Genomic DNA, 24,927 nt, shown 5'->3' with positions numbered 1-24,927 from the left:
GTATGGGGCCGCACTGCGACCTTTAGTCGCGTTGGGTTCGTGGTATGAATCGTGTTATGGCGGGTGTCAATTGATCCAGGTCATCCTGGGTGGCATTTGCCGGCCCTTTCGCGGGGCAAGCCCGTTCCCACAAGTCACCCGTTGTTCCGGATTCGGTGGTGTACCTGTGGGAGCGGGCTTGCCCCGCGAAGAGGCCAGGCCTGCTTACTCGGCCTTGGCCTGCGCCTGATCCCGTTGCGACAGGCTGTAGACATAAGCGGCCAGTAAATGCACCTTGTCGTTACCCTGCAGCTGTTCTTGCGCCGGCATCTGCCCTTGGCGACCATAGCGAATGGTCTGCTGCAACTGGGCAAAGCTCGAGCCATAGATGAACGCCTGCGGGTGGGTCAGGTTCGGGGCACCCATGGCTGGGGTACCTTTGCCTTCCGGCCCGTGGCAGGCCACGCAGTTGGCGGCGAAGATCTTCTGCCCGTTCTCGGCATCGGCCTTCGCGCCCTCAGGCAGTGTGCGGCCATCGAGTTTGCTGACCACGAATGCAGCCACGTCGGCCACGCCCTGATCACCGATCACTTCAGCCCAGGCTGGCATTACGCCGTGGCGGCCGCCCATGATGGTGGTCTTGATGGTTTCCGGCTCGCCGCCCCAGCGCCAGTCGTTGTCGGTCAGGTTAGGGAAGCCGAAGGCACCCTTGGCATCGGAGCCGTGGCACACGGAGCAGTTGGAGGCGAACAGCCGCGCGCCCATTTTCAGCGCCTGAGGGTCCTTTGCCACCTCCTCGATGGGCATGGCGGCGAACTTGGCGAAGATCGGCCCGAAGCGAGCGTCGGCCTTGGCCATTTCCTTTTCCCACTCGTGCACGCCGGTCCAGCCCGCCTGGCCGTTGGAAAACTCGGTCTGCTTGTCGTTATCCAGGTACGAGTAGCCCGGCAGGATGCCTTTCCAGTTGCCCAGGCCCGGGTACAGCACCAGGTAGCCGAGGGCAAAGATGATGGTGCCGACGAACAGCCAGAACCACCATTTTGGCAGCGGGTTGTCATATTCCTCGATGCCATCGAAGGCATGCCCGACGGTTTCGTCGGTCACCTCTTCGCGCTGGCCCTTGCGGGTCGACAGCAACAGCCAGGTCAACGAGAAGATGGTGCCCAGGGTCAGGACGGTAACGTACAGACTCCAGAAGGTTGTCATTGTTTTTTGCTCCCAGAAGCTTTTGCTTGCTCGACGTGCCGGGTGGCCTCGGGGTCATCCGCGAAGGGCAGTTGGGTCGCTTCGTCGAAGTCCTTTTTACGCCGTGGGTTGAACACCCACAGCGCCAGGCCCACGAAGGCCACCACCACCACGACGGTGCCCAGGCCGCGAATCATCCCGATATCCATCAGCGTCACCGTTTGCTCTTGATGATGGTGCCAAGACCCTGCAGGTACGCGACGATGGCGTCCATTTCGGTCTTGCCCTTGACCGCGTCACGCGCGCCGGCGATGTCGGCATCGGTGTACGGGGTACCGAGTGTGCGCAGCACTTCCAGCTTCTTCGCGGTGTCCTTGCCGTCGAGCTTGTTCTCGACCAGCCACGGGTAGGACGGCATCTTCGACTCCGGTACCACGTTGCGCGGGTTGTACAGGTGCGCGCGGTGCCAGTCATCGGAGTAGCGGCCACCCACCCGGGCCAGGTCCGGCCCGGTGCGCTTGGAGCCCCACAGGAACGGGTGGTCCCACACGCTCTCGCCGGCCACCGAGTAGTGGCCGTAGCGCTCGGTTTCGGCGCGGAACGGGCGGATCATCTGCGAATGGCAGCCTACGCAGCCCTCGCGGATGTAGATGTCGCGGCCTTCTACCTCCAGCGCGGTGCGCGGCTTCATGCCTTCAACCGGTTTGTTGGTGACGTCCTGGAAAAACAGCGGGACGATCTGGGTCAGGCCACCGACGCTGACGGCGATGACCATGAAGAAGGCCAGCAGGCCTATGTTCTTCTCGACGGCTTCATGCTTCATCAGTGCGCTCCCACAACGACGATCTTGGCGGCTTCTTCAGCCTGTGCCGGGTTGGCGGCACGTACGGTACGGAACACGTTGTAGGCCATCAGCAGCATGCCGCTGGCGAAGAACGCACCGCCCAGGGCGCGGACGATATAGCCAGGGTGGCTGGCCTGCAGGGCTTCGACGAACGAGTAGGTGAGCGTGCCGTCATCGTTGATGGCGCGCCACATCAGGCCTTGGGTGATGCCGTTGACCCACATCGAGGCGATGTACAGCACGGTGCCGATGGTGGCCAGCCAGAAGTGCGCGTTGATCAGGCCGATGCTGTGCATCTGCTCGCGACCGTAAAGTTTCGGGATCATGTGGTACACGGCACCGATCGAGATCATTGCCACCCAGCCCAGGGCGCCGGCGTGGACGTGGCCGATGGTCCAGTCGGTGTAGTGCGACAGGGAGTTCACGGTCTTGATGGCCATCATCGGGCCTTCGAAGGTGGACATGCCGTAGAACGCCAGGGACACGACCAGGAAGCGCAGGATCGGGTCGGTGCGCAATTTGTGCCAGGCACCGGACAGGGTCATCATGCCGTTGATCATGCCGCCCCAGCTTGGCGCCAGCAGGATGATCGACATCACCATGCCCAGCGACTGCGCCCAATCGGGCAGCGCGGTGTAGTGCAAGTGGTGCGGGCCGGCCCAGATGTACAGGGTGATCAGCGCCCAGAAGTGCACGATCGACAGGCGATACGAGTAGATCGGCCGCTCGGCCTGCTTGGGCACGAAGTAGTACATCATCCCCAGGAAGCCGGTGGTGAGGAAGAAGCCCACGGCGTTGTGGCCGTACCACCACTGGATCATTGCGTCGGTGGCACCAGCGTAGGCCGAGTACGACTTGAACAGGCTCACCGGCAGCGAGATGTGGTTGACGATGTGCAGCATCGCGGTGACCACGATGAAGGCACCGTAGAACCAGTTGCCGACATAGATGTGCTTGGTCTTGCGCTTGACGATGGTGCCGAAGAACACCAGCCCGTAGGTGACCCAGACGATGGCCAGCAGGATCGCCAGCGGCCACTCGAGCTCGGCGTATTCCTTGGTGGTGGTGTAGCCCATCGGCAGGGTGATCAGCGCGCCGACGATCACCGCCTGCCAACCCCAGAAGGTGAAGGCGGCCATGCTGTCGGAGATCAGCCGGGTCTGGCAGGTGCGCTGGACCACGTAGTAGCTGGTGCCGAACAGCGCACAGCCCCCGAAGGCGAAGATCACCAGGTTGGTGTGCAGCGGGCGCAGGCGGCCGAAGCTGGTCCAGGGCAGGTCCAGGTTCAGTTGCGGCCATACCAGCTGCGAGGCGATGAAGACGCCGAGGCCCATGCCAAGGATCCCCCAGACCACCGTCATGATGGCGAACTGGCGGACGACCTTATAGTTATAAGCAGTCGGACTGATTGCTGTGCTCATTCTAAGGTTCCACGGTTTTGATGTTCTTGTTGGTCGAAAAATCGGCGCCAGTATTGATAACCAGCAAGGCTACTGCAACGCAACTTTGGTACGCCGACCCGTGTCCGGGCCCGTTCACTGATGTCCCGCAGCGAATGGGTCCGGACGATTGTACACAAATAAATATTTGTAATGTGTACCGTTTTTCACCTTTTTCTGATCGATCGGTCAAGCTTTTTCAGGGGCGGCGACAGGCTATGCGCCGCGTCTGCTCCAGTCCTTTCGGAGCGAAGCCCACTGAGGCAACAAGCTTAGTTGTGTTCGGAGGGGGTGCAAGGGAGGGGGAAAGGCGGTGGGGGGGGTATGGTTTGAGGGGGATGGTGGGGCGGGGGTGTAAGGTTTGATGGTTATGGTGGGGCGGATATCGAGCGCCGCCCGCGCGGCGCATCGCGACGCAAGGCCGCTCCCACATTTGTTTCGGGCCAGTCCCTCCTGTGTCAGGGGCGCGCGACCGCCTTGTTGGTACGACGCGATATCGAGTCATGCGCCAAGGCGTTCGCGCGCAAACGCCACAGGAATAATTGGCCTGAAACAAATGTGGGAGCGGCCTTGCGTCGCGATGCGCCGCGCGGGCGGCGCTCGATCTCACAGACGCCGAACCTCTCTCGGCGAACTCATTTGGCAGTCACGGTTTCAGCAGCACTCTCCTGCGACAGGCTATACACATAAGCCGCCAGCAGGTGCACCTTGTCATTGCCCTGGATATCGGCCTGCGCCGGCATCTGCCCTTGGCGACCATAGCGAATGGTCTGTTGCAACTGGGCAAAGCTCGAACCGTAGATGAACGCCTGCGGGTGGGTCAGGTCGGGTGCGCCCATGGCAGGGGTACCCTTGCCTTCGGGCCCGTGGCAAGCCACGCAGTTGGCCGCGAAGATTTCCTTGCCCTTGGCAACGTCAGCCTTGCTCCCTTCAGGCAGGCTGCGACCGTCCAGGTTGGTCAGCACGAATGCGGCCACATCGGCCACGCCCTGCTGGCCGATCACCTCAGCCCAGGCCGGCATCACGCCGTGACGGCCATTCATGATCGAAGCCTTGATGGTTTCTGCTTCACCGCCCCAGCGCCAATCCTTGTCGGTGAGGTTGGGGAAGCCGAAGGCACCCTTGGCGTCCGAGCCGTGGCACACCGAGCAGTTGGAGGCAAACAGGCGGCTGCCCATTTTCAGCGCCTGCGGGTCCTTGGCGACTTCCTCCACCGGCATGGCGGCGTACTTGGCAAAGATCGGCCCGAACCTGGCGTCAGCCTTGTCCATCTCTTTTTGCCATTCGTTGGCGCCGGTCCAGCCATTTTCATAGCCCGGCAAAATGCCTTTCCAGTTGCCCAGGCCCGGGTAGAGGATCAGGTAGCCGACCGAGAACACCAGGGTGCCGACGAACAGCCAGAACCACCACTTGGGCAGCGGGTTGTCGTACTCCTCGATGCCGTCGAAGCTGTGGCCCATGGTCTGGTCGGTGGTGTTTTTGCTCTCGCCCTTGCGGGTGGCGAGCAGCAGCCAGGTCAGGCCGATCAGGCTACCGATGGTCAGCACGCTGATGTACGTACTCCAGAAGGTGGTCATTGCCCGTTACTCCTTGCAGCAGTCGTGGCAGCAGGTTCCTGCCCGCTAGTGGGCAGGTGGTCGTCGACGAAGGGCAGCAGGCGCGCTTCGGCGAAATCACGGTCGCGGCGGCGGTTGAATACCCACAGGGAGAGGCCAATGAAGGCGATCATCACCACCAGGGTGCCCAGGCCGCGGATCATGCCGATGTCCAGTTCCATCGCATTTACCTCTTGTTCTTGATCGCGGTGCCGAGCACCTGCAGGTAGGCGACCAGTGCATCCATCTCGGTCTTGCCTTTGACTGCGTCACGGGCGCTGGCAATGTCGTCGTCGCTATACGGCACGCCCAGGGTGCGCAAGGTGCGCATCTTGACGTCGGTGTGGCTGTTGTCGACCTGCTGGGCGACCAGCCACGGGTACGACGGCATCTTCGATTCCGGCACCACGTTGCGCGGGTTGTACAGGTGCGCGCGGTGCCAGTCGTCCGAGTAGCGGCCACCGACCCGGGCCAGGTCCGGCCCGGTGCGCTTGGAGCCCCACAGGAACGGGTGGTCCCACACGCTCTCGCCGGCCACCGAGTAGTGGCCGTAGCGCTCGGTTTCGGCGCGGAACGGGCGGATCATCTGCGAGTGGCAGCCCACGCAGCCTTCGCGGATGTAGATGTCGCGGCCTTCCAGTTGCAGCGCGGTGTAGGGCTTCATGCCTTCCACCGGCTTGTTGGTGACGTCCTGAAAGAACAGCGGGACGATCTGGGTAAGGCCGCCGATACTGACGGCGAACACCATCAGCAGGGCCATCAGGCCGACGTTTTTCTCGATGACTTCATGTTTCATCAGGCGTTTCTCCTCAAGCCAACTGGGCGTTCGCAGGGGCGACGTCAAGCGCTGGCGAACGCACGGTGCGCCAGGTGTTCCAGGCCATCAGGAACATGCCGCTGAGGAAGATCGCGCCGCCGACGAAGCGCACGACAAAGCCTGGGTGGCTGGCCACCAGGGTTTCCACGAACGAATAGGTGAGCGTGCCGTCGCTGTTGACTGCGCGCCACATCAGGCCCTGGGCGATGCCGTTGACCCACATCGAGGCGATGTACAGCACGGTGCCGATGGTGGCGAGCCAGAAGTGCGCGTTGATCAGGCCAAGGCTGTACATGCGTTCCTTGCCGAACACTTTCGGGATGGTGTGATACAGCGCACCAATCGAGATCATTGCCACCCAGCCGAGGGCGCCGGCATGCACGTGGCCGATGGTCCAGTCGGTGTAGTGGGACAGGGCGTTGACTGTCTTGATGGCCATCATCGGGCCTTCGAACGTGGACATGCCGTAGAACGCCAGCGATACCACCAAAAAACGCAGGATCGGGTCGCTGCGCAGTTTGTGCCAGGCGCCCGACAGGGTCATCATGCCGTTGATCATGCCGCCCCAGCTCGGTGCCAGCAGGATCAGCGACATCACCATGCCCAGCGACTGCGCCCAGTCAGGCAGGGCGGTGTAGTGCAGGTGGTGCGGGCCGGCCCAGATGTACAGGGTGATCAGTGCCCAGAAGTGCACGATCGACAGGCGATAGGAATACACCGGGCGCTCGGCCTGCTTGGGCACGTAGTAGTACATCATCCCCAGGAACCCGGCAGTCAGGAAGAAGCCTACGGCGTTGTGGCCGTACCACCACTGCACCATCGCGTCGGTGGCACCGGCGTACACCGAGTACGACTTGGTCAGGCTGACCGGCAATTCCAGGTTGTTGACGATGTGCAGAAGCGCCACGGTGAGGATGAAGGCACCGAAGAACCAGTTACCCACGTAGATATGCTTGGTGTTGCGCTTCATCAGCGTGCCGAAGAACACGATGGCGTAAGCCACCCAGACGATGGTGATCAGGATATCGATCGGCCATTCCAGTTCGGCGTATTCCTTGGAGCTGGTATAGCCCAGCGGCAGGCTGATGGCCGCCAGCAGGATCACCAGTTGCCAGCCCCAGAAGGTGAACGCGGCCAGGCCCGGTGCGAACAGGGTGGTCTGGCAGGTGCGTTGCACCGAATAATAGGAGGTGGCAAACAGCGCGCAGCCGCCGAAAGCGAAGATCACCGCATTGGTATGCAGGGGGCGCAGGCGGCCGAAGCTGGTCCAGGGGAGGTCGAAGTTGAGGGAAGGCCAGGCAAGCTGGGCGGCGATGAAGACGCCGAGCCCCATCCCGACGATTCCCCACACCACCGTCATGATGGCGAATTGGCGGACCACCTTGTAGTTATAGGCGGTACTGCTGGTTGTGTTCATGTATGGGTTCCCATCCACGGTTATTTGGCAGGCTTTACAGCGAGGCAAGCATGATTAATGGGCAAAGTGCCGGTATTGACGGGGATCAATGGGCGAAGGTCGGAAATGTCCCAGGCTTGCGCTGCGATCTTCCACAGGTTCAGGGCAAGGACGGCTACAGGGGCTGCCTGATCCTGGCCCATGGTGCAGGTGCGCCGATGGACAGCGGGTTCATGGACGAAATGGCGCAAAGGCTTGCGGCGCTTGGGGTAGCGGTGGTGCGCTTCGAGTTTCCGTACATGGCCGAACGCAGGGTTACCGGCGGCAAACGGCCGCCGAACCCACAGAAGGTGCTGCTTGAATGCTGGCGCGAGGTGTACCGGCAGGTGCGACCTTTGGTCGCGGGCAAGCTGGCCGTGGGTGGCAAGTCCATGGGCGGTCGCATGGCGAGCCTGCTGGCTGACGAATTGGGCGCGGATGCGCTGGTGTGCCTGGGCTATCCGTTCTACGCGGTGGGTAAACCCGAGAAGCCACGGGTGGAACACCTGGCCGGGCTGAAAACACCGACGTTGATCGTGCAGGGCGAACGGGATGCGCTGGGTAACCGCGAGGCGGTGGCGGGGTATGCGTTGTCGCCGGCAATCGAGGTGAGCTGGCTAGTGGCGGGTGACCATGACCTGAAGCCGTTGAAGGCCTCGGGGTTCAGCCATGAGCAGCATATGCAGACGGCGGCGGAACGCGTTGCTGATTTCCTGAAGGATTAGTGCCGGCCTCTTCGCGGGCATGCCCGCGAAGAGGCCGGCACAGGCTGACGCTTAGTCGCGGTACTCGCACAGGTAAGCGGTATCCACCTTCACCTGCAGCTGGAACTTGCTGTCGGCGGCAACATTGAACTTGTCGCCCGCATTGAAGGTTTCCCAGTTGTCGCTACCTGGCAGCTTGACGGTCAGGGCGCCCGATACCACGTGCATGATCTCGCGCTTGGCAGTGCCGAACTCGTATTCGCCCGGGGCCATGACGCCGACAGTGGCCGGGCCTTCTTCGCCCGCGAATGCGATCGACTTGACGGTGCCGTTGAAGTACTCGTTGACCTGGAACATGGGCGACTCCTGAAAAGGGGGGATGAAAAAGGGCTGGCCAGTATGCCCAAGCCCACAGGCCTCGTCATCTGCTTTCAGGGGCTGTTGGCGGGCAGCGTCAACGGTAGTAGCCGCGCCGTGTTGCGCGCATCTTCAAGGGCCCGGTGCTGCTGCCCGCAAAAGTGCATGCCGGCCAGATGCAGGGCACCGTTCAGGCCGGTGGGGCGCTGCAGGTGGCGGGCCTTGGCAAAGCGTTGCTTGAGGTTGATGTGCGGCAACGTCCGTAGCAGGCTGTCGAGCCCGTGCAGCTGCCACTCCTGGTGCAGTTGCTGGCGGTCGTAGTCGCCCCAGCTGACCCAGGCCTGAAGCTGCTCACGGTGGTGCTCCAGCCAGCGCTCGAAGCTTGCCCACACCTCGCGAAACGGTGCAGCGCGATCCACATCATGTTGGCTTATGTGCGTCAGTTCGCGGCAAAACGGGGTCAGCTGTGGCCGCCGGCGTGGCCGCACGAAACACTGAAAGTGGTCGACCTCGCGGCCATCGCGGGTGACCAGGCTAGCGCCGATTTCAATGACTTCCATCTCTGTAACCGGCCATCCACCCTCGTCGGTGGTGGCTTCCAGGTCGATTACCAACCAATGGCCCATACCAGGCTCCCTTGCAGATCCTGCTAGAGCGTAGCCAAAGTCCGCGCATACGGCATCCCGTGGCATATTGCCGCCTGCTTTGGCACAACGAGCGCGCTCCAGCAGTTGTGCCGCTTCCGGAAAACGCCTAGCTTAAGCGGACCCAGGCATGAACCGTGATGAGCGTCCGTCTTGACTCCAGCACCCGGCCTCAAGGCTTTGTCCACCCTGATGTTGCTGGCCGTGTATTGGCTAGCGGTGCCGGCATGGGCTGCCGATGCCGTCGAAGTGAAGATTGGTGCGGCCCATTTCCCGCCCTACACGGTGCGCCCTGAACAGGGGGCTGACACCGGCCTGTTGCCGCAATTGGTCGATGCGCTCAACCGCTTGCAGCAGGGTTACCACTTCGTCCTGGTGCCCACCTCCATCCAGCGGCGTTTCGGCGACTTCCAGCAAGGCCGTACCGACATGGCGATTTTCGAAAACCCGCAATGGGGCTGGGAGCAGATTGCCCACCAGACCGTGGACATGGGCCTGGAGGACGCCGAAGTGTTCGTTGCTCGCCAGGCCAATGGCAGCGACCCGTCGTACTTCGATGACCTGCGCGGCAAACGTTTGGCATTGTTCAACGGCTATCACTACGCGTTCGCCCGCTTCAATTCCGACCCGGACTACCTGCGCACAACTTATAACGCGACCCTGACCTACTCCCACGACAGCAACCTGCTGATGGTGCAGGCTGGGCGCGCCGACATCGCCCTGGTCACCCGCTCGTACCTCAGCGATTTCCTGGCGCGCAACCCGGCCAGCAGGGCGCAGCTGCTGCCTTCGCAACGCATCGACCAAATCTATCACCACTACGCCCTGCTGCGCCCGGGGGCGCCTATCGACGAGCAGTCGTTTGCCGGCCTGCTGCGCGACCTGCGTGCCAGCGGTGAACTGGCCCGAATCTTCGAGCCCTACCGCATCACGGTCTCGGTGCCCAAGGACTAAATTCACGCACTTTCGCAACGTTCTCAGCAGTGAGCCTTTTCTTCATTTTTCGTGAGACAAGCCATGCCGTTCGATGCCGCTTCGCAGCCCCTGTCACCGCCACGCTGGCGCAGCCTCAGTGCCGAGGAGGGTGACAGCTGGCTAGGCCTCTCCCTCGAAGGTCGCCCACTGATCCAGGTGCGCCTGGAGGCGGGCGCTACCCTGCACGTTCACCTTGAGCGCCTGTGTCCCGAGCGCCCTTATCAAGCCTTGTGGTCGGCCTGCTATTGGTTGTTGTCCCGTGATACCACCTGTCAGCGCCTGGTCTGGCACTTGCCCGAAGTGCAGCCGCAGGCGCTGGCCAGTGGCTTGCTGCGAGTGGCTGAGCAGCCGGGCCAGTATCTGTGCGAGCGGGCGCTGTTCTGGCAGCTGCCACAGCCCTGGCTGGGCGATGCGCAGGCTGCGGTGTACCCACAGCAGATGCAGATCAGCAACGGCAAGCGCCACCCATGCCGCGCGCCCAAGCCCCGTGGTGAGGTATACCGGCGCTTCGATGCGCGGCTGGGTAGCTGGGTGTCGCTGCGCACGCTGGAGATCGAACATGACCTGGAGCGCTTCAACCGCTGGCAGAACAACCCGCGGGTGGAGGCGTTCTGGCAGGAGGGGGGCACGCTGGCCCAGCACCGCGAGTACCTGGACAAGCTCGAGACCGACCCGCACACCCTGACGCTGATCGGTTGCTTTGACGATGAGCCGTTTGCCTACTTCGAGGCTTACTGGGCCAAGGAAGACCGCATTGCGCCGTTCTACCCGGCCGATGATTACGACCGCGGCATACACATGCTGGTGGGGGAGGAGAACCACCGAGGGCCGCACAAGGTGGCCAGCTGGCTCTCGGCGCTGGTGCACTACCTGTTCCTGGATGACCCGCGTACCCAGCGGGTGGTGGCCGAGCCGCGTGCCGACAACGGCAAGATGATCGGCTACATGCACGACCAGTGCTTCCACTGCGACAAGGAGTTCGACTTCCCGCACAAGCGTGCGGCGCTGATGATTCTGGGGCGAGAGCGGTTTTTCGAGCGCTGCAAGCTGGCTTGATACCGAGTTGGCTTCTTCGCGGGCATGCCCGCGAAGAAGCAAACCCTGTGTGGTCAGGCCTGCCGGTTGGCCGTCTTGCGGCAATGCACCAGCGCATCGCGGATCATGAAGTTGACCAGTGTCGGCGATACCCCCAGCTCTTTGGCAATGTCTTTCTGCGGCACGCCATGCAGGCGGTACTTCTCGAACGCATAGCGGGTGCGCTGCGGCAGTTCGTTCAGCGCCTGGGCAATGTCATCCAGCGCGGCAAGGTTGATGTGAGTGGCTTCGGGCGAGGCGTTCTGGATGACCACGTTCAGCCCTTCCTCCTCGCTGCCGGAGTATTTCAGCTCCATTGCCTGCTTGCGGTAGTGGTCGATCGCAAGGTTGCGCACGATCTGGAACAGGTAGCTGAGCTGCGCCTTGAACGACGAGGTTATCTGCGGGGCAGCGTTGAGCCGGAAGAAGGCATCCTGCACCACATCTTCGGCGCGCGAGCGGCAGCCGGTGATGCGTGCAGCGATCTTGACCAGGATGCTGCGGTTGTCGACGAAGGCCTGCAGTAATGGTGAATCGCACTTACTTGTGGATAGTTGTTCCGCCATGGAAATCACCTTGTCACAGAGGGGAAAGGAGGCCCCCAAGGCTGGGAAGCTTCCTACGACGTGCGACAAGCTATTCAGAATGATAATGATTGTCAAATACGAAACGTAATTAGTATCTATATCTTTCAGGTCTAAGGTCATCGTGTGACAGCGTTCACCTTTGGCCCCGCCTGCCACTGCGTAATCCCCGCTAATTTCTGCCTGCGCCCATCCGTTCCCCTTTGTACATCTTCGATCGCCCTTTGCTGTCCGCACACGTTCGCGGTGCAGCCGGCGCGCCCCAACAGACACTGGCAGGAACCCCCATGACGGACGCCTTCGAACTCCCGCTCTCGCTGGTCCAGGCACTTGCGCAACGCGCCACGCAGACCCCGGACAAGATCGCCCTGCGCTTTCTGGCCGACGCCCCCGGCGAGCAGGCTGTGCTCAGCTACCGGGACCTCGACCAGCGTGCACGCACCATCGCCACTGCGTTACAGGCCCGTGCCAGCTTCGGCGACCGTGCGGTGCTGTTGTTCCCCAGTGGTCCGGACTACGTGGCGGCGTTCTTCGGTTGCCTGTATGCCGGGGTGATCGCGGTACCGGCTTACCCGCCAGAATCCGCGCGCCAGCACCATCAGGAGCGTTTGCTGTCGATCATCGACGATGCCGAGCCGCGCCTGCTGCTGACCGTCGCGGCGTTGCATGACGGCCTGCAAGGCTTGCCAGCGCTGGCGGCGCACAACGGGCCTGAGCTGCTGGCAGTGGACAGCCTGGACCCGGCGCTGGCCGCAAACTGGCGCGAGCCCGTGCTCAAAGGTGATGACATCGCCTTCCTGCAATACACCTCGGGCTCCACCGCGCTGCCCAAGGGTGTACAAGTCAGCCACAGCAACCTGGTCGCCAACGAGCAGTTGATCCGCTGTGGTTTCGGCATCGACCTCAACCCCGACGACGTGATCGTCAGCTGGCTGCCGCTGTACCACGACATGGGGCTGATTGGCGGTCTGCTGCAGCCGATCTTCAGCGGCGTGCCGTGCGTGCTGATGTCGCCGGGTTACTTCCTGGCCCGGCCGCAGCGCTGGTTGCAGGCCATCAGCGAATATGGCGGCACCATCAGCGGTGGCCCCGACTTTGCCTACCGTCTGTGCAGCGAGCGGGTCAGCGAGGCCTCGCTGGCCGGGCTCGACCTGAGCCGCTGGCGCGTGGCCTATTCTGGCTCCGAGCCGATTCGCCAGGACAGCCTGGCAACCTTCGCCGACAAGTTCCAGGCCAGCGGCTTCGACCCGCAGAGCTTCTTCGCCAGCTACGGCCTGGCCGAAGCCACCCTGTTCGTCAGTGGCAGCCGCCGTGGCCAGGGCATCGACGCGCTGGAACTGGACGCCGAAGCCTTCGCCGCCAACCGCGCCGAGCCGGGCAAAGGCAGCGTGCTGATGAGCTGCGGCTACCCGCAGCCCGGTCACGCGGTACGTGTCGTGGAGCCGCAGCACTTGCAGGTGCTGGGCGACAACCAGGTCGGCGAAATCTGGGCGGCTGGCCCGAGCATCGCCCGGGGTTACTGGCGCAACCCCGAAGCCAGCGCACGCACCTTCGTTGAAATGGACGGCCAGACCTGGCTGCGCACCGGCGACCTGGGCTTCATGCGCAATGGTGAAGTGTTCGTCACCGGGCGCCTGAAAGACATGCTGATCGTGCGCGGGCAGAACCTGTACCCGCAGGACCTGGAAAAAACCCTCGAACGTGAAGTTCAAGTGCTGCGCAAAGGCCGTGTGGCCGTGTTTGCCGTCGAGCAGCAGGGCGAGGAGGGCATCGGCGTGGCGGTGGAGATCAGCCGCAACGTGCAAAAGGCAATCGAACCCCAGGCGCTGGTCAAGACCCTGCGCCAGGTGATCGCCGACGCTTGCCGCCAGGCGCCGGCCGTGGTCCTGCTGCTGAACCCGGGCGCGTTGCCCAAGACCTCCAGTGGCAAGCTGCAACGTTCGGCCTGTCGCCTGCGTATGGACGATGGCAGCCTGGACTGCTACGCCCGCTTCCCAGATGTGAGCGAAACGGCTGCAAGCGCGGCTGCCGGCAATGAGCTCCAGGCACAGATCGCCGCAGTGTGGCGGGACATTCTCAAAGTAGAGGCGGTTGCGGCAGACGACCACTTCCTGCTGCTGGGCGGCAACTCCATCGCCGCCACCCAGGCCACCGCACGGCTGGCCGATGAGCTGGGTATCAACCTGGGCCTGCGCACCCTGTTCGAAGCGCCGGTACTGGCCGATTACAGCAGCGCTGTGGCGTCGATCATGGCCGACGGCGCTGCTGGCACTGCCACCATTGCACCGCTGGAGCGCACCCAGGCCTTGGCCCAGTCGTTGGCGCAAAACCGCTTGTGGTTGATGTGGCAGTTGCAGCCACAATCGGCTGCCTACAACATCCCCGCCGGCCTGCAGCTGCGCGGTGAGCTGGACGAAAGCGCCCTGCAAGCCGCCTTCCAGGCGCTGGTGGCGCGCCACGAATCCCTGCGCACCGTATTCAGCGAAGAAAACGGCCAGCCCCTGCAACGCATTGTGGCGCAACAGCCGTTCAGCCTGCGCCGCCTGGACCTCGAAGGCCAAACGCTGGAGCAGGTCAGCGCCCAGCGGGAAGCCGAGGCCCGTCAGCCGTTCGACCTCACTCAGGGCCCCTTGCTGCGGGTGACCCTGGCACGCCTGGACGACGAAGACCATCAGTTATGGGTGACCCTGCACCACATCGTCGCGGATGGCTGGTCGCTGAATATCCTGCTGGATGAATTCGCCAAACTTTACGCAGCCCGCTGTCAGGGCCTGGAGGCCAACCTGGCGCCGCTGGGCCTGGGTTATGCCGACTACGGCACCTGGCAGCGTCAATGGCTGGCCGCCGGTGAAGCCGAACGCCAACTGCAGTACTGGAAGGCGCAGTTGGGCGGTGATCTGCCGGTGCTGGACCTGTGCACCGACCACCCCCGCGCCAGTCAGCGCGAGCACAGTGCTGCCCGGTTCAACCTCAAGGTACCGGCCACGCTTGCCGAAGCACTCAAGGGCCTGGCCCGCGAACAGCAGGCCAGCCTGTTCATGGTCCTGCTGGCCGGCTGGCAGGCGCTGCTGCACCGCTACAGCGGCCAGGCCGACATCCGTGTCGGTGTGCCCAACGCCAACCGCCCGCGCCTGGAAGCCCAAGGCATGGTCGGCTTTTTCATCAATACCCAGGTACTGCGTGCACAGCTCGATGGCCGCCTGCCATTCACGCAGTTGCTGGCCCAGGTGCGCCAGGCCACCCTTGCGGCGCAGGCTAACCAGGACTTGCCGTTCGAACAGCTGGTCGAAGCCCTGCCGCAAGCCCGTGAGCAAGGCTTGTTCCAGGTCATGTTCAACCACCAGCAACGCGACCTGTCGGCCCTGCGCCGCCTGCCGGGGCTGTTGGCCGAGGAGTTGCCATGGCACAGCCGCGAAGCCAAGTTCGACCTGCAGTTGCACAGTGAAGAAGACCACCAGGGCCGCCTGAGCCTGGCCTTCGACTATGCTGCGGAGCTGTTCGAAGCCAGCACCGTCAAACGCCTGGCTCATCACCTGCTGGCGCTGTTGGAACAGGTGTGCGCCGCGCCGCAGCGGGCGCTGGGCGAGGTGCAATTGCTGGACGAGCCTGCCCGTGCGCAATTGCTGGGCTGGGGCCGGGCACCGGCTACCGCGCCGCCAGGCCTGCTGGTCGAACAGCTCAACGAACAGGCCCGCCTGACCCCGCAACGCACCGCGCTGGCCTGGGACGGCGGCAGCCTCGACTACGCCGAACTGCACCAGCAGGCCAACCGCCTGGCCCACTACCTGCGCGACAAAGGCGTCGGCCCCGACACCTGCGTCGCCATCGCCATCGAGCGTTCGCCACAGTTGCTGGTCGGCCTGCTGGCCATCCTCAAGGCCGGCGGTGCTTACGTGCCGCTGGACGTCGACTACCCGGCCGAACGCCTTGCCTACATGCTGGCCGACTGCAATGCCGGGCTGCTGCTGAGCCACAGCAGCCTGCTGGGCAAGCTGCCGCAGGTCGACGGCGTCAGTGCCATTGCCCTCGACCAGCTGCACCTGGACAGTTGGCCCAGCCACGCGCCTGGCCTGCACCTGCACGGCGACAACCTGGCCTACGTGATCTACACCTCCGGCTCCACCGGCCAGCCCAAGGGCGTGGGCAATACCCATGCAGCGCTGGCCGAGCGCCTGCAGTGGATGCAGGCGACCTATGCGCTGGATGACAGCGATGTGCTGATGCAGAAGGCGCCGATCAGCTTCGACGTGTCGGTGTGGGAGTGCTTCTGGCCGCTGGTCACCGGCTGCAAGCTGGTGCTCGCCGGCCCCGGCGAACACCGCGACCCGCAGCGCATCGCCGCGCTGGTGCAGGCCCATGGCGTGACTACGCTGCACTTCGTGCCGCCGCTGTTGCAGGTGTTCGTCCAGGAGCCGCAGGCGGGTGCCTGCAGCAGCCTGCGCCGGGTGTTCTCCGGTGGCGAAGCATTGCCCGCCGCGCTGCGTGACCGCGTGCTGCAGGTGCTGCCGCAGGTGCAGCTGCACAACCGCTACGGCCCGACCGAAACCGCCATCAACGTCACCCACTGGCACTGCCAGGTGGCGGACGGCGAGCGCTCGCCAATCGGTCGCCCGCTGGGCAATGTGCTGTGCCGCGTGCTGGACGATGAGCTTGAACTGACTGCCCCCGGCGTGTCGGGCGAGCTGTACCTCGGTGGCGCTGGCCTGGCCCGTGGCTACCTGGGCCGTCCGGGTCTTACCGCCGAGCGCTTCGTGCCCCAGGCCGACGGCCACGGCGAGCGCTTGTACCGCAGTGGTGACCGCGCGCGCTGGCAGGTGCAGCTACAGGCCCTGGAATACCTCGGTCGCCTCGACCAGCAGGTAAAGGTGCGTGGTTTCCGCGTCGAGCCGGAGGAAGTACAGGCCTGCCTGTTGGCACAGCAGGGTGTGGAACAGGCGCTGGTGCTGATCCACAAGGACGCCGTTGGTGCGCAACTGGTGGGTTACTACAGTGGCAGTGCGCACCCAGCCGAACTCCTGGCCGTGCTGGCTGAGCAACTGCCCGCGTACATGGTGCCGGCGCAGCTCATCCCGTTGGCACAGCTGCCGCTGGGCCCCAGCGGCAAGGTCGACCGCAAGGCGCTGCCGGCCCCGGTGTGGCAGCAACGCGAACATGTCGAGCCCCACACCGAGTTGCAACAACAGGTCGCCGCCATCTGGCGCGAAGTGCTGAACCGGCCGCGTGTCGGCCTGCAAGACGACTTCTTCGCCCTGGGCGGGCACTCGCTGCTGGCCACTCAGATCGTCTCGCGCAGCCGCCAGGCCTGCGATGTCGAGCTGCCGCTCAAGGCGCTGTTCGAAGCCAGCGAACTGGGCGCCTTCTGTGCCGAGATTGCACGTATCCGCGCGGCCGGCGAGCGCAACCTGCAAGGCGCAATCGCCCGCGTCGACCGGCGTCAGGCGGTGCCGCTATCGTATTCGCAGCAGCGCATGTGGTTCCTCTGGCAAATGGAGCCGGACAGCCCGGCGTACAACGTCGGCGGCATGGCACGCCTGCGCGGCACCCTGCACGTGGACGCCTTCGAGCGTGCGTTGCAGGCGCTGATCGTGCGTCACGAAACCCTGCGTACAACCTTCCCCAGCATCGACGGCGTACCGTATCAGTGCGTGGCCGAAGACAGCGGCCTGCACCTCGCCTGGCAAGACCTGAGCGCCTTGCCCGGCGCGGCCCGCCAGCAACATCTGCAACAACTGGCCGACGACCAGGCGCACCAGCCGTTCGACCTGGAGCGCGGCCCGCTGCTGCGCGCCTGCCTGGTCAAGGCTGACGAGCGCGAGCATTTCTTCGTGCTCACCCTGCACCACATCGTCACCGAAGGCTGGGCCATGGACATTTTCGCCCGCGAGCTAGGCGAACTGTACGAAGCCTTTGTCGATGACCGCGAGTCGCCGCTGGCGCCGCTGCCGGTGCAATACCTGGACTACAGCGTATGGCAACGGCAATGGCTGGAAAGCGGCGAGGGCGCTCGTCAACTGGCCTACTGGAAGGACCGCCTGGGTGACGAGCACCCGGTGCTGGCGTTGCCTGCCGACCGCCCGCGTCCGGCAGTACAGAGCCACCGCGGCGAGCTGTACCGCTTTGAACTCGACCCGGCGCTGGTCGCCCGCGTGCACGCCTTCAACAGCCAGCGCGGCCTGACCCTGTTCATGACCATGACCGCCACCCTGGCTGCCTTGCTGCACCGTTATAGCGGCCAGCGTGACCTGCGCATCGGCGCGCCGGTGGCGAACCGCATCCGCCCGGAAAGCGAAGGCCTGATCGGCGCCTTCCTCAATACCCAGGTGCTACGTTGCGAGCTGGACGGCCAGATGACCGCCAACGCGCTGCTGGAGCAGATGCGCCAGGCCGCCATCGAAGGGCAGTCGCACCAGGACCTGCCGTTCGATCAGTTGGTCGAAGCGTTGCAACCGCCGCGCAGCAGCGCGTATAACCCGCTGTTCCAGGTGATGTGCAACGTGCAGCGCTGGGCCTTCCAGCAAAGCCGCACGTTGGCCGGCATGCAGGTGGATTACCTGGTCAACGATGCCAGTGCCACCAAGTTCGACCTGTACCTGGAGGTCACCGACCTCGACGGCCGCCTGGGTTGCTGCCTGACTTACAGCCGCGACCTGTTCGACGAACCGCGCATAGCGCGCATGGCCGAGCACTGGCAGCACCTGCTGGTCGGCTTGCTGGACAACCCGCAGCAGCGCCTGTGCGAGCTGCCGATGCTGAGCGGTGCGGAGCAGCAGGTGCTGGCGGGTCAGTTGCAGGGCGAGCACGACTTCGACCTCGACCAGACCCTGCACGGCCTGTTCGCCGCCCAGGCGGCGCGCACACCACAGGCTGGCGCGCTGACCTTCGCTGGCCAGCACATGACTTACGCTGAACTCGATCAGCGGGCCAACCGCCTGGCCCGCGCCCTGCGCGAGCGTGGCGTCGGCCCGCAGGTGCGCGTGGGCCTGGCGCTGGAGCGCTCGCTGGAAATGGTCGTCGGCCTGCTGGCCATCCTCAAGGCCGGCGGCGCCTACGTGCCGCTCGACCCCGAGTACCCGCTCGACCGCTTGCGCTACATGATCGAAGACAGCCGCATCGGCCTGCTGCTCAGCCAGCGTGAGCTGTTGCAAACCCTGGGCGAGCTGCCTGAGGGCGTGGCCCGCTGGAGCCTGGAGGACGATGCCGCCAGCCTGTCGGCCTACAGCGATGCGCCGCTGGACAACCTCAGCCTGCCGCAGCATCAGGCGTACCTGATCTACACCTCCGGCTCCACCGGCAAGCCCAAGGGCGTGGTGGTCAGCCATGGCGAATTTGCCATGCACTGCCAAGCGGTCATCGCCGCGTTCGGCATGCGCAGCGATGATTGCGAGCTGCATTTCTATTCGATCAACTTCGACGCTGCCAGCGAGCGCCTGTGGGTGCCGTTGCTGTGCGGTGCCCGCGTGGTGCTGCGCGCCCAGGGGCAGTGGGGCGCCGAGGACATCTGCCAGCTGGTGCGCGAGCAGCAGGTGAGCATTTTGGGCTTTACCCCCAGCTACGGTAGCCAGCTGGCGCAATACCTGGGCGGGCAGGGCGAGCAACTGCCGGTGCGCCTGGTGATCACCGGCGGCGAAGCGCTGACCGGCGAGCACCTGCAGCGTATTCGCCAGGCCTTTGCGCCACAGCAGTGCTTCAACGCCTACGGCCCGACCGAAACCGTGGTCATGCCGCTGGCCTGCCTGGCGCCAGACGAGTTGCCAGCGGACCTTGGCAGTGTACCGATCGGCCGCGTCATCGGTAGCCGCACGGCCTATATCCTCGACGACGACCTTGCCCTGTTGCCGCAAGGCGGCATTGGCGAACTGTACGTTGGCGGCGCCGGCCTGGCTCAGGGGTATCACGACCGCCCGGGCCTCAGCGCCGAGCGCTTCGTCGCCGACCCGTTCAGCATCGAAGGTGGCCGCTTGTATCGCACTGGCGACCTGGTGCGCCTGGGCACTGACGGCCTGGTCGAGTACGTCGGCCGTGCCGACCAGCAGGTGAAGGTTCGCGGCTTCCGTATTGAACTGGGTGAAATCGAGAGCCGCTTGCAGGCGCACGCCGATGTCGACGAGGCCGTGGTGCTGGCCCTCGACCTGCCGGGCGGCAAGCAGTTGGTGGGTTACCTGGTGTGCAAGCAGGCCAACGCGGGTAGCGAGGCGCAAAACCTGCTGCGTGAAGCGGTGAAAGCCGATGCCCGCCAGCACCTGCCGGACTACATGGTGCCTGCGCACCTGGTACTGCTCGACAGCCTGCCGCTGATGGGTAACGGCAAGCTCGACCGCCGTGCGCTGCCGCTGCCGGACCTGGAACAAGCGCGTCAGCACTACCAGGCACCTGGCAACGAGGTGGAAAGGCAGTTGGCGCAGATCTGGCGCGATGTGCTCAACGTTGCCCAGGTCGGTGTACAGGACAACTTCTTCGAACTGGGCGGCGATTCGATCCTGTCCATCCAGGTGGTCAGCCGGGCCCGTCAGGCCGGGTTGCAATTCACCCCGCGCGACCTGTTCCAGCACCAGACCATCCAGACCCTGGCGGCTGTCGTTCAGCACAGCGAAACCGCGAGCACGGTGGAACAGGGGCTGCGCCAGGGCCAGGCCGGGCTGACACCGATTCAGCATTGGTTCTTCGACAGTGAAGTACCCCAGCCACAGCACTGGAACCAGGCCGTGTTGCTGGAGGCGCGCCAACCGCTGGATGAGGCGGTACTGGCGCAGGCCTTGGCGCTGCTGGTGCAGCACCACGACAGCCTGCGCCTGCGCTTCAGCCAGGCCCATGGCCGCTGGCAGGCCGAATACGCCCAGCCTGATGCCAGGCCATTGCTGTGGACCGCCACCGTTGCCGATTTCGCTGATTGTCAGGCGCTGTACACCGACCTGCAGCGCAGCCTCGACCTGCAACAGGGCCCACTGCTGCGCGCCTTGCTGGTGGGTGACGGGCAGGGCAGCCAGCGCCTGTTGCTGGCGATCCATCACCTGGTGGTCGATGGCGTGTCCTGGCGGGTGCTGCTGGAGGACCTGCAGGCGCTTTACCGCGGCCAGCCACTGCCGGCCAAGACCCATGCCATGGGCGATTGGGCTGCGCGTCTGGCCAGCTACGCCGGCAGCGATTCGTTGCGTGACGAGCTGAGCTGGTGGCAAGGCCAGCTGGGCGGCGTGCGTCGCGAGCTACCGTGTGATCACCCGCAGGGCGGCAACCTGCACCGCCATGCGCAGACCCTGGCCATCGGCCTGGACGTGGAGCAGACCCGGCAACTGCTGCAACAGGCCCCGGCGGCTTACCACACCCAGGTCAACGACCTGCTGCTGACTGCACTGGCGCGTGCGTTGAGCCGGTGGAGCGGCGATGAAGAAGTGCTGGTACAGCTTGAAGGCCATGGCCGTGACGGGTTGTTCGAAGACATGGACCTGACCCGCAGCGTTGGCTGGTTCACCAACGCCTATCCCCTCAGCTTGCGCCCGCTGGCAGGCGAAGGCGACGTGGCGCTGGCCGGCTCGATCAAGCGTATCAAGGAGCAACTGCGCCAGGTGCCGCACAAGGGGCTGGGCTATGGCGTCCTGCGCTACCTGGCCGACACGGCCGGGCGCGAGCAGATGGCGGCCTTGCCGCAGGCGCGTATCACCTTCAACTACCTGGGCCAGTTCGACCAGCAGTTCGACAGCGCGGCGCTGTTCCAGCCCCTGGAAGCACCGGCCGGCCTGGCGCATGACCTCGATGCACCACTGCCTAACTGGCTGAGCGTCGATGGCCAGGTATATGGGGGGGCCTTGCAGCTGCGCTGGACCTTCAGCGCCGAGCGCTATGACCCGCAAACCATCGCCCGCCTGGCCGAGGCCTATCGCCAGGAACTGCTGGCGCTGGTCGCGCATTGCCTGGCCGATGGCAACACCAGCTTCACCCCGTCGGACTTCCCGCTGGCGCATCTCACTCAGGAGCAGATCGACGCGTTGCCGGTACCCGCTGCGCAGATCGAGGACGTCTACCCACTGACGCCGATGCAGGAAGGCATGCTGCTGCACACCCTGCTGGAGCCAGGCACCGGCCTCTACTACATGCAGGACCGCTACCGCATCAACAGCACGCTGGACCCTGAACGTTTTGCCCAGGCCTGGCAGGCCGTGGTGGCACGTCACGAAGCGTTGCGGGCATCGTTCAGCTGGAACAGCGGCGAGGCGATGCTGCAGATCATCCACAAACCGGGCAACCTGGCGGTGGACTACCAGGACTGGCGCGGCCTTGCTGACGAGGCCCAGGAGCAGCGCCTGCAGGCCCTTCACAAGCAGGAGCGCGAGGCCGGTTTTGCCCTGCTCAGCGAAGCACCGTTCCACTTGCGCCTGGTGCGTGTGGCCGACGAGCGCTACTGGTTCATGATGAGCAACCACCACATCCTTATCGATGCCTGGTGCCGCTCGCTGCTGATGAACGACTTCTTTGAGGTTTACCAGGCCCTCGGCGAAGGCCGCCAGGCCCAGTTGCCGGTGCCGCCGCGTTACCGCGATTACATCGGCTGGTTGCAGCGTCAGGGCCTGGAGGATGCGCGCGCCTGGTGGCAGGCCAACCTGGCCGGCTTCGAACGCGCCACCGCCATCCCCAGCGACCGCCCGCTGCGGCATGACCACGCTGGCAGCGGCATGGTCGTCGGCGACTGCTACACCCGCCTGGCGGTGAGTGACGGCGTGCGCCTGCGCGAACTGGCCCAGGCCCACCAGCTTACCGTCAACACCTTCGCCCAGGCGGCCTGGGCCTTGGTGCTGGCACGCTACAGCGGCGACCGCGACGTCGCCTTTGGCGTGACCGTGGCCGGGCGCCCGGTCAGCATGCCGCAGATGCAGCGCACCGTCGGCCTGTTCATCAACAGCGTTGCCTTGCGTGTGCAGTTGCCCGCATCCGCTGAGCGTTGCAGTGTGCGCCAGTGGTTGCAGGGCCTGCTGCAAAGCAACATGGAACTGCGCGAGTACGAATACCTGCCGCTGGTGGCGATCCAGGAGTGCAGCGACCTGCCCAAGGGCCAGCCGCTGTTCGACAGCCTGTTCGTGTTCGAGAACGCGCCGGTGGAAACCGCCGTGCTCGACCACGCCCTGCACCTGAACGCCAGCTCCGACTCGGGCCGTACCCATACCAACTTCCCGTTGACGGCGGTGTGCTACCCGGGCGACGACTTGGGCCTGCACCTGTCGTTCGACCAACGGTACTTCGACTACCCGACCGTCGAGCGCCTGCTGGCCGAGTTCAAGCGCCTGCTACTGGCGCTGGTACAAGGCTTTGAAGGGGAGGTGAGCGAGCTACCGTTGTTGGGTGCCGAGGAGCAGCGTTTCCTGCTGGACGACTGCAACCGGACCGAGCGGTCCTATCCGCTGGAGCAGAGCTACATCGCACAGTTCGAAGCACAAGTGGCCGCACATCCGCAGCGCACTGTGGCCCGCTGCCTGGAGGCGTCCTATGACTACGCCGGGCTGAACCTGGCAGCCAACCGCCTGGGCCATGCCCTGGTGGCTGCCGGGGTCGGCGTGGATCAGCCGGTGGCGCTGCTGGCCGAGCGCGGGTTGCCGCTGCTGGGCATGATCGTTGGCAGCTTCAAGGCCGGCGCGGGCTACCTGCCGCTGGACCCGGGCCTGCCGGCGGCGCGCCTGCAAAGCATCATCCAGCTCAGCGGTACGCCAGTTCTTGTGTGCAGCGCCGCCTGCGCCGAGCAGGGGCGGCAGTTGCTGGGCGAGCTGGCGGTTGCACTGCGGCCGCAACTGCTGGTCTGGGAAGACATCCAGGCCAGCCAGATCGCAAGCCACAACCCGGGCATCCACAGTGGCCCGGACAACCTCGCCTATGTGATCTACACCTCAGGGTCGACCGGCCTGCCGAAAGGGGTGATGGTCGAGCAGCGCGGCATGCTCAACAACCAACTGAGCAAGGTGCCGTATCTGGCCCTGAGCGAGCATGACGTGATCGCCCAGACCGCATCGCAAAGCTTCGATATTTCGGTGTGGCAGTTCCTTGCCGCGCCGCTGTTCGGCGCCAAGGTCGAGGTCGTGCCGAACGCCATCGCCCATGATCCGCAGGGCCTGCTGGCGCATGTGCAGGCCACCGGCATCACCGTGCTGGAAAGCGTGCCGTCGCTGATCCAGGGTATGCTGGCCAACGACCATCAGGCCCTCGACGGCCTGCGCTGGATGCTGCCGACCGGCGAGGCCATGCCACCGGAACTGGCGGCGCAGTGGCTGCAGCGTTACCCGCAGATCGGCCTGGTCAACGCCTACGGGCCGGCAGAGTGCTCGGATGACGTGGCGTTCTTCCGCGTCGATGCCGCGTCGACCCAAGGCAGCTACTTGCCGATCGGCACTCCGACCGACAACAACCGCCTGTACCTGTTCGGCGAAGAGCAGGCACTGGTGCCGTTGGGCGCGGTGGGCGAGCTGTGCGTGGCTGGCACGGGTGTTGGTCGTGGCTATGTCGGTGACCCGGCGCGCACGGCAATGGCGTTCATGCCTCACCCTTACGGGCTACCTGGAGAGCGGCTGTACCGGACCGGTGACCTCGCACGGCAGCGCCCGGACGGTGTGCTGGAGTACGTCGGGCGCATCGACCACCAGGTCAAGATCCGTGGTTACCGCATCGAGCTTGGCGAGATCGAAGCCCGCCTGCACGAACAGGCCGAGATTCGCGATGCTGCAGTGGGCGTGCAGGAAGGCGTCAACGGCAAACATCTGGTCGGTTACCTGGTGGTACACCAGGGTATCGCCGCCGATGGCGCATTGCTGGAGCAGATCAAGCAGCGCCTGCGGGCTGGGTTGCCAGAGTACATGGTGCCGCTGCACTGGGGTTGGTTCGACAGCCTGCCGCACAACGCCAACGGCAAACTCGACCGCAAGGCCCTGCCGGCCATCGACATCGGCGGCCAGCACAGCCAGGCCTATCAGGCGCCGCGCAACGAGCTGGAGGAAGTGCTGGCGGGCATTTGGGCCGATGTGCTCAAGGCCGAGCGGGTGGGGGTACACGACAACTTCTTCGAGCTGGGCGGGCATTCGCTGCTGGCCACGCAGATCGCTTCGCGGGTGCAGCAGCAATTGCAGTTGAACGTGCCATTGAGGGCGATGTTCGAGTGCAGCACGGTGGAGGAGCTGGCCGAGTATGTGCAGGGGTTGCAGGGCAGTGCGCTGGATGACGACAAGGTTGACCGGCTTAGTGACCTGATGGCCGAGCTTGAGGGGCTGTAGGATTAGGGTTCGCCCTAGGTTTTGCGGGGCGGCGGAAATCGAGCGCCGCCCGCG

Annotated in this window: 15 protein-coding genes; 4 read left to right on the top strand and 11 right to left on the bottom strand. The window is 64.6% G+C overall.

The annotated features are described in order from the left end of the window. Positions 1-204 precede the first annotated feature (204 nt). The 8 genes from ccoP (OZ911_RS20295) to ccoN (OZ911_RS20260) all read right to left on the bottom strand — a co-directional run bounded on the left by ccoP (OZ911_RS20295) (position 205) and on the right by ccoN (OZ911_RS20260) (position 7,276). The gene (gene ccoP, locus OZ911_RS20295; RefSeq protein ID WP_016488342.1) at positions 205-1,185 is read right to left on the bottom strand and encodes a cytochrome-c oxidase, cbb3-type subunit III; all 981 of its coding nucleotides are present in this window, start codon (positions 1,183-1,185) and stop codon (positions 205-207) included. Beyond that, positions 1,182-1,373, bottom strand: coding sequence for a CcoQ/FixQ family Cbb3-type cytochrome c oxidase assembly chaperone (locus tag OZ911_RS20290; protein ID WP_031312363.1), 192 nt, complete (start codon positions 1,371-1,373; stop codon positions 1,182-1,184). The genes ccoP (OZ911_RS20295) and OZ911_RS20290 overlap by 4 nt, the downstream gene beginning before the upstream one ends. Before the next feature lie 5 nt (positions 1,374-1,378). Next, on the bottom strand, positions 1,379-1,987 hold the full coding sequence (gene ccoO, locus OZ911_RS20285) for a cytochrome-c oxidase, cbb3-type subunit II (RefSeq protein ID WP_016488340.1): 609 nt from the start codon (positions 1,985-1,987) through the stop codon (positions 1,379-1,381). Beyond that, a complete protein-coding gene (gene ccoN, locus OZ911_RS20280) occupies positions 1,987-3,429 on the bottom strand; it encodes a cytochrome-c oxidase, cbb3-type subunit I (RefSeq protein ID WP_016488339.1) in 1,443 nt (480 codons plus the stop codon). The genes ccoO (OZ911_RS20285) and ccoN (OZ911_RS20280) overlap by 1 nt, the downstream gene beginning before the upstream one ends. Positions 3,430-4,082: 653 nt before the next feature. After that, entirely contained in the window at positions 4,083-5,024 is a 942-nt protein-coding gene (gene ccoP, locus OZ911_RS20275) for a cytochrome-c oxidase, cbb3-type subunit III (protein WP_023048603.1), read from the bottom strand. Beyond that, complete coding sequence (locus OZ911_RS20270; RefSeq protein ID WP_016488337.1) at positions 5,021-5,224, bottom strand: cbb3-type cytochrome oxidase subunit 3; 204 nt, start codon at positions 5,222-5,224, stop codon at positions 5,021-5,023. Before OZ911_RS20270 ends, ccoP (OZ911_RS20275) begins: the two co-directional genes overlap by 4 nt. Positions 5,225-5,229: 5 nt before the next feature. Next, positions 5,230-5,838 carry a cytochrome-c oxidase, cbb3-type subunit II gene (gene ccoO, locus OZ911_RS20265; protein WP_016488336.1) on the bottom strand — a complete coding sequence of 203 codons (609 nt, stop codon included), beginning with the start codon at positions 5,836-5,838 and terminating at the stop codon, positions 5,230-5,232. Between the two features lie 13 nt (positions 5,839-5,851). After that, on the bottom strand, positions 5,852-7,276 hold the full coding sequence (gene ccoN, locus OZ911_RS20260; RefSeq protein ID WP_016488335.1) for a cytochrome-c oxidase, cbb3-type subunit I: 1,425 nt from the start codon (positions 7,274-7,276) through the stop codon (positions 5,852-5,854). Positions 7,277-7,326: 50 nt separating this feature from the next. Between ccoN (OZ911_RS20260) and OZ911_RS20255 the strand changes: the two genes are divergently transcribed. After that, positions 7,327-8,019, top strand: a complete 693-nt coding sequence (locus OZ911_RS20255; protein ID WP_016488334.1) for an alpha/beta family hydrolase — start codon at positions 7,327-7,329, stop codon at positions 8,017-8,019. A gap of 51 nt (positions 8,020-8,070) precedes the next feature. Here the strand turns inward: OZ911_RS20255 and ppnP are convergent, their stop codons facing one another. Then, the gene (gene ppnP / locus OZ911_RS20250) at positions 8,071-8,355 is read right to left on the bottom strand and encodes a pyrimidine/purine nucleoside phosphorylase (protein WP_016488333.1); all 285 of its coding nucleotides are present in this window, start codon (positions 8,353-8,355) and stop codon (positions 8,071-8,073) included. 74 nt (positions 8,356-8,429) lie between these two features. Next, positions 8,430-8,981: a 3'-5' exonuclease gene (locus tag OZ911_RS20245; protein WP_016488332.1), complete on the bottom strand. Its 552-nt coding sequence runs from the start codon at positions 8,979-8,981 to the stop codon at positions 8,430-8,432. A gap of 171 nt (positions 8,982-9,152) precedes the next feature. Here OZ911_RS20245 and OZ911_RS20240 point away from each other — a divergent pair, with 171 nt between their 5' ends. Continuing rightward, positions 9,153-9,953, top strand: a complete 801-nt coding sequence (locus tag OZ911_RS20240; protein WP_016488331.1) for a substrate-binding periplasmic protein — start codon at positions 9,153-9,155, stop codon at positions 9,951-9,953. Positions 9,954-10,016: 63 nt separating this feature from the next. Further along, positions 10,017-11,030 carry a GNAT family N-acetyltransferase gene (locus OZ911_RS20235; RefSeq protein WP_060519314.1) on the top strand — a complete coding sequence of 338 codons (1,014 nt, stop codon included), beginning with the start codon at positions 10,017-10,019 and terminating at the stop codon, positions 11,028-11,030. 53 nt (positions 11,031-11,083) lie between these two features. Here OZ911_RS20235 and OZ911_RS20230 read toward each other — a convergent pair whose 3' ends face one another. Then, on the bottom strand, positions 11,084-11,614 hold the full coding sequence (locus tag OZ911_RS20230; RefSeq protein ID WP_268968464.1) for an RNA polymerase factor sigma-70: 531 nt from the start codon (positions 11,612-11,614) through the stop codon (positions 11,084-11,086). Between the two features lie 305 nt (positions 11,615-11,919). Here OZ911_RS20230 and OZ911_RS20225 point away from each other — a divergent pair, with 305 nt between their 5' ends. Next, on the top strand, positions 11,920-24,873 hold the full coding sequence (locus OZ911_RS20225) for a non-ribosomal peptide synthetase (RefSeq protein ID WP_070086820.1): 12,954 nt from the start codon (positions 11,920-11,922) through the stop codon (positions 24,871-24,873). The last annotated feature ends 54 nt before the right edge of the window (positions 24,874-24,927 follow it).

The organism is Pseudomonas fortuita (assembly GCF_026898135.2).
Classification (GTDB): Bacteria; Pseudomonadota; Gammaproteobacteria; order Pseudomonadales; family Pseudomonadaceae; genus Aquipseudomonas; species Aquipseudomonas fortuita.
This window is presented reverse-complemented; position numbering and strand designations above follow the sequence as displayed.

Coding starts and splice junctions, on each gene's coding strand:
- OZ911_RS20270 (WP_016488337.1), bottom strand. CDS start 5,224: ATGGAACTGGACATCGGCATGATCCGCGGCCTGGGCACCCTGGTGGTG.
- ppnP (WP_016488333.1), bottom strand. CDS start 8,355: ATGTTCCAGGTCAACGAGTACTTCAACGGCACCGTCAAGTCGATCGCA.
- OZ911_RS20245 (WP_016488332.1), bottom strand. CDS start 8,981: ATGGGCCATTGGTTGGTAATCGACCTGGAAGCCACCACCGACGAGGGT.
- ccoN (WP_016488335.1), bottom strand. CDS start 7,276: ATGAACACAACCAGCAGTACCGCCTATAACTACAAGGTGGTCCGCCAA.
- OZ911_RS20225 (WP_070086820.1), top strand. CDS start 11,920: ATGACGGACGCCTTCGAACTCCCGCTCTCGCTGGTCCAGGCACTTGCG.
- ccoP (WP_016488342.1), bottom strand. CDS start 1,185: ATGACAACCTTCTGGAGTCTGTACGTTACCGTCCTGACCCTGGGCACC.
- ccoO (WP_016488340.1), bottom strand. CDS start 1,987: ATGAAGCATGAAGCCGTCGAGAAGAACATAGGCCTGCTGGCCTTCTTC.
- ccoN (WP_016488339.1), bottom strand. CDS start 3,429: ATGAGCACAGCAATCAGTCCGACTGCTTATAACTATAAGGTCGTCCGC.
- ccoP (WP_023048603.1), bottom strand. CDS start 5,024: ATGACCACCTTCTGGAGTACGTACATCAGCGTGCTGACCATCGGTAGC.
- OZ911_RS20235 (WP_060519314.1), top strand. CDS start 10,017: ATGCCGTTCGATGCCGCTTCGCAGCCCCTGTCACCGCCACGCTGGCGC.
- OZ911_RS20255 (WP_016488334.1), top strand. CDS start 7,327: ATGATTAATGGGCAAAGTGCCGGTATTGACGGGGATCAATGGGCGAAG.
- OZ911_RS20290 (WP_031312363.1), bottom strand. CDS start 1,373: ATGGATATCGGGATGATTCGCGGCCTGGGCACCGTCGTGGTGGTGGTG.
- OZ911_RS20230 (WP_268968464.1), bottom strand. CDS start 11,614: ATGGCGGAACAACTATCCACAAGTAAGTGCGATTCACCATTACTGCAG.
- ccoO (WP_016488336.1), bottom strand. CDS start 5,838: ATGAAACATGAAGTCATCGAGAAAAACGTCGGCCTGATGGCCCTGCTG.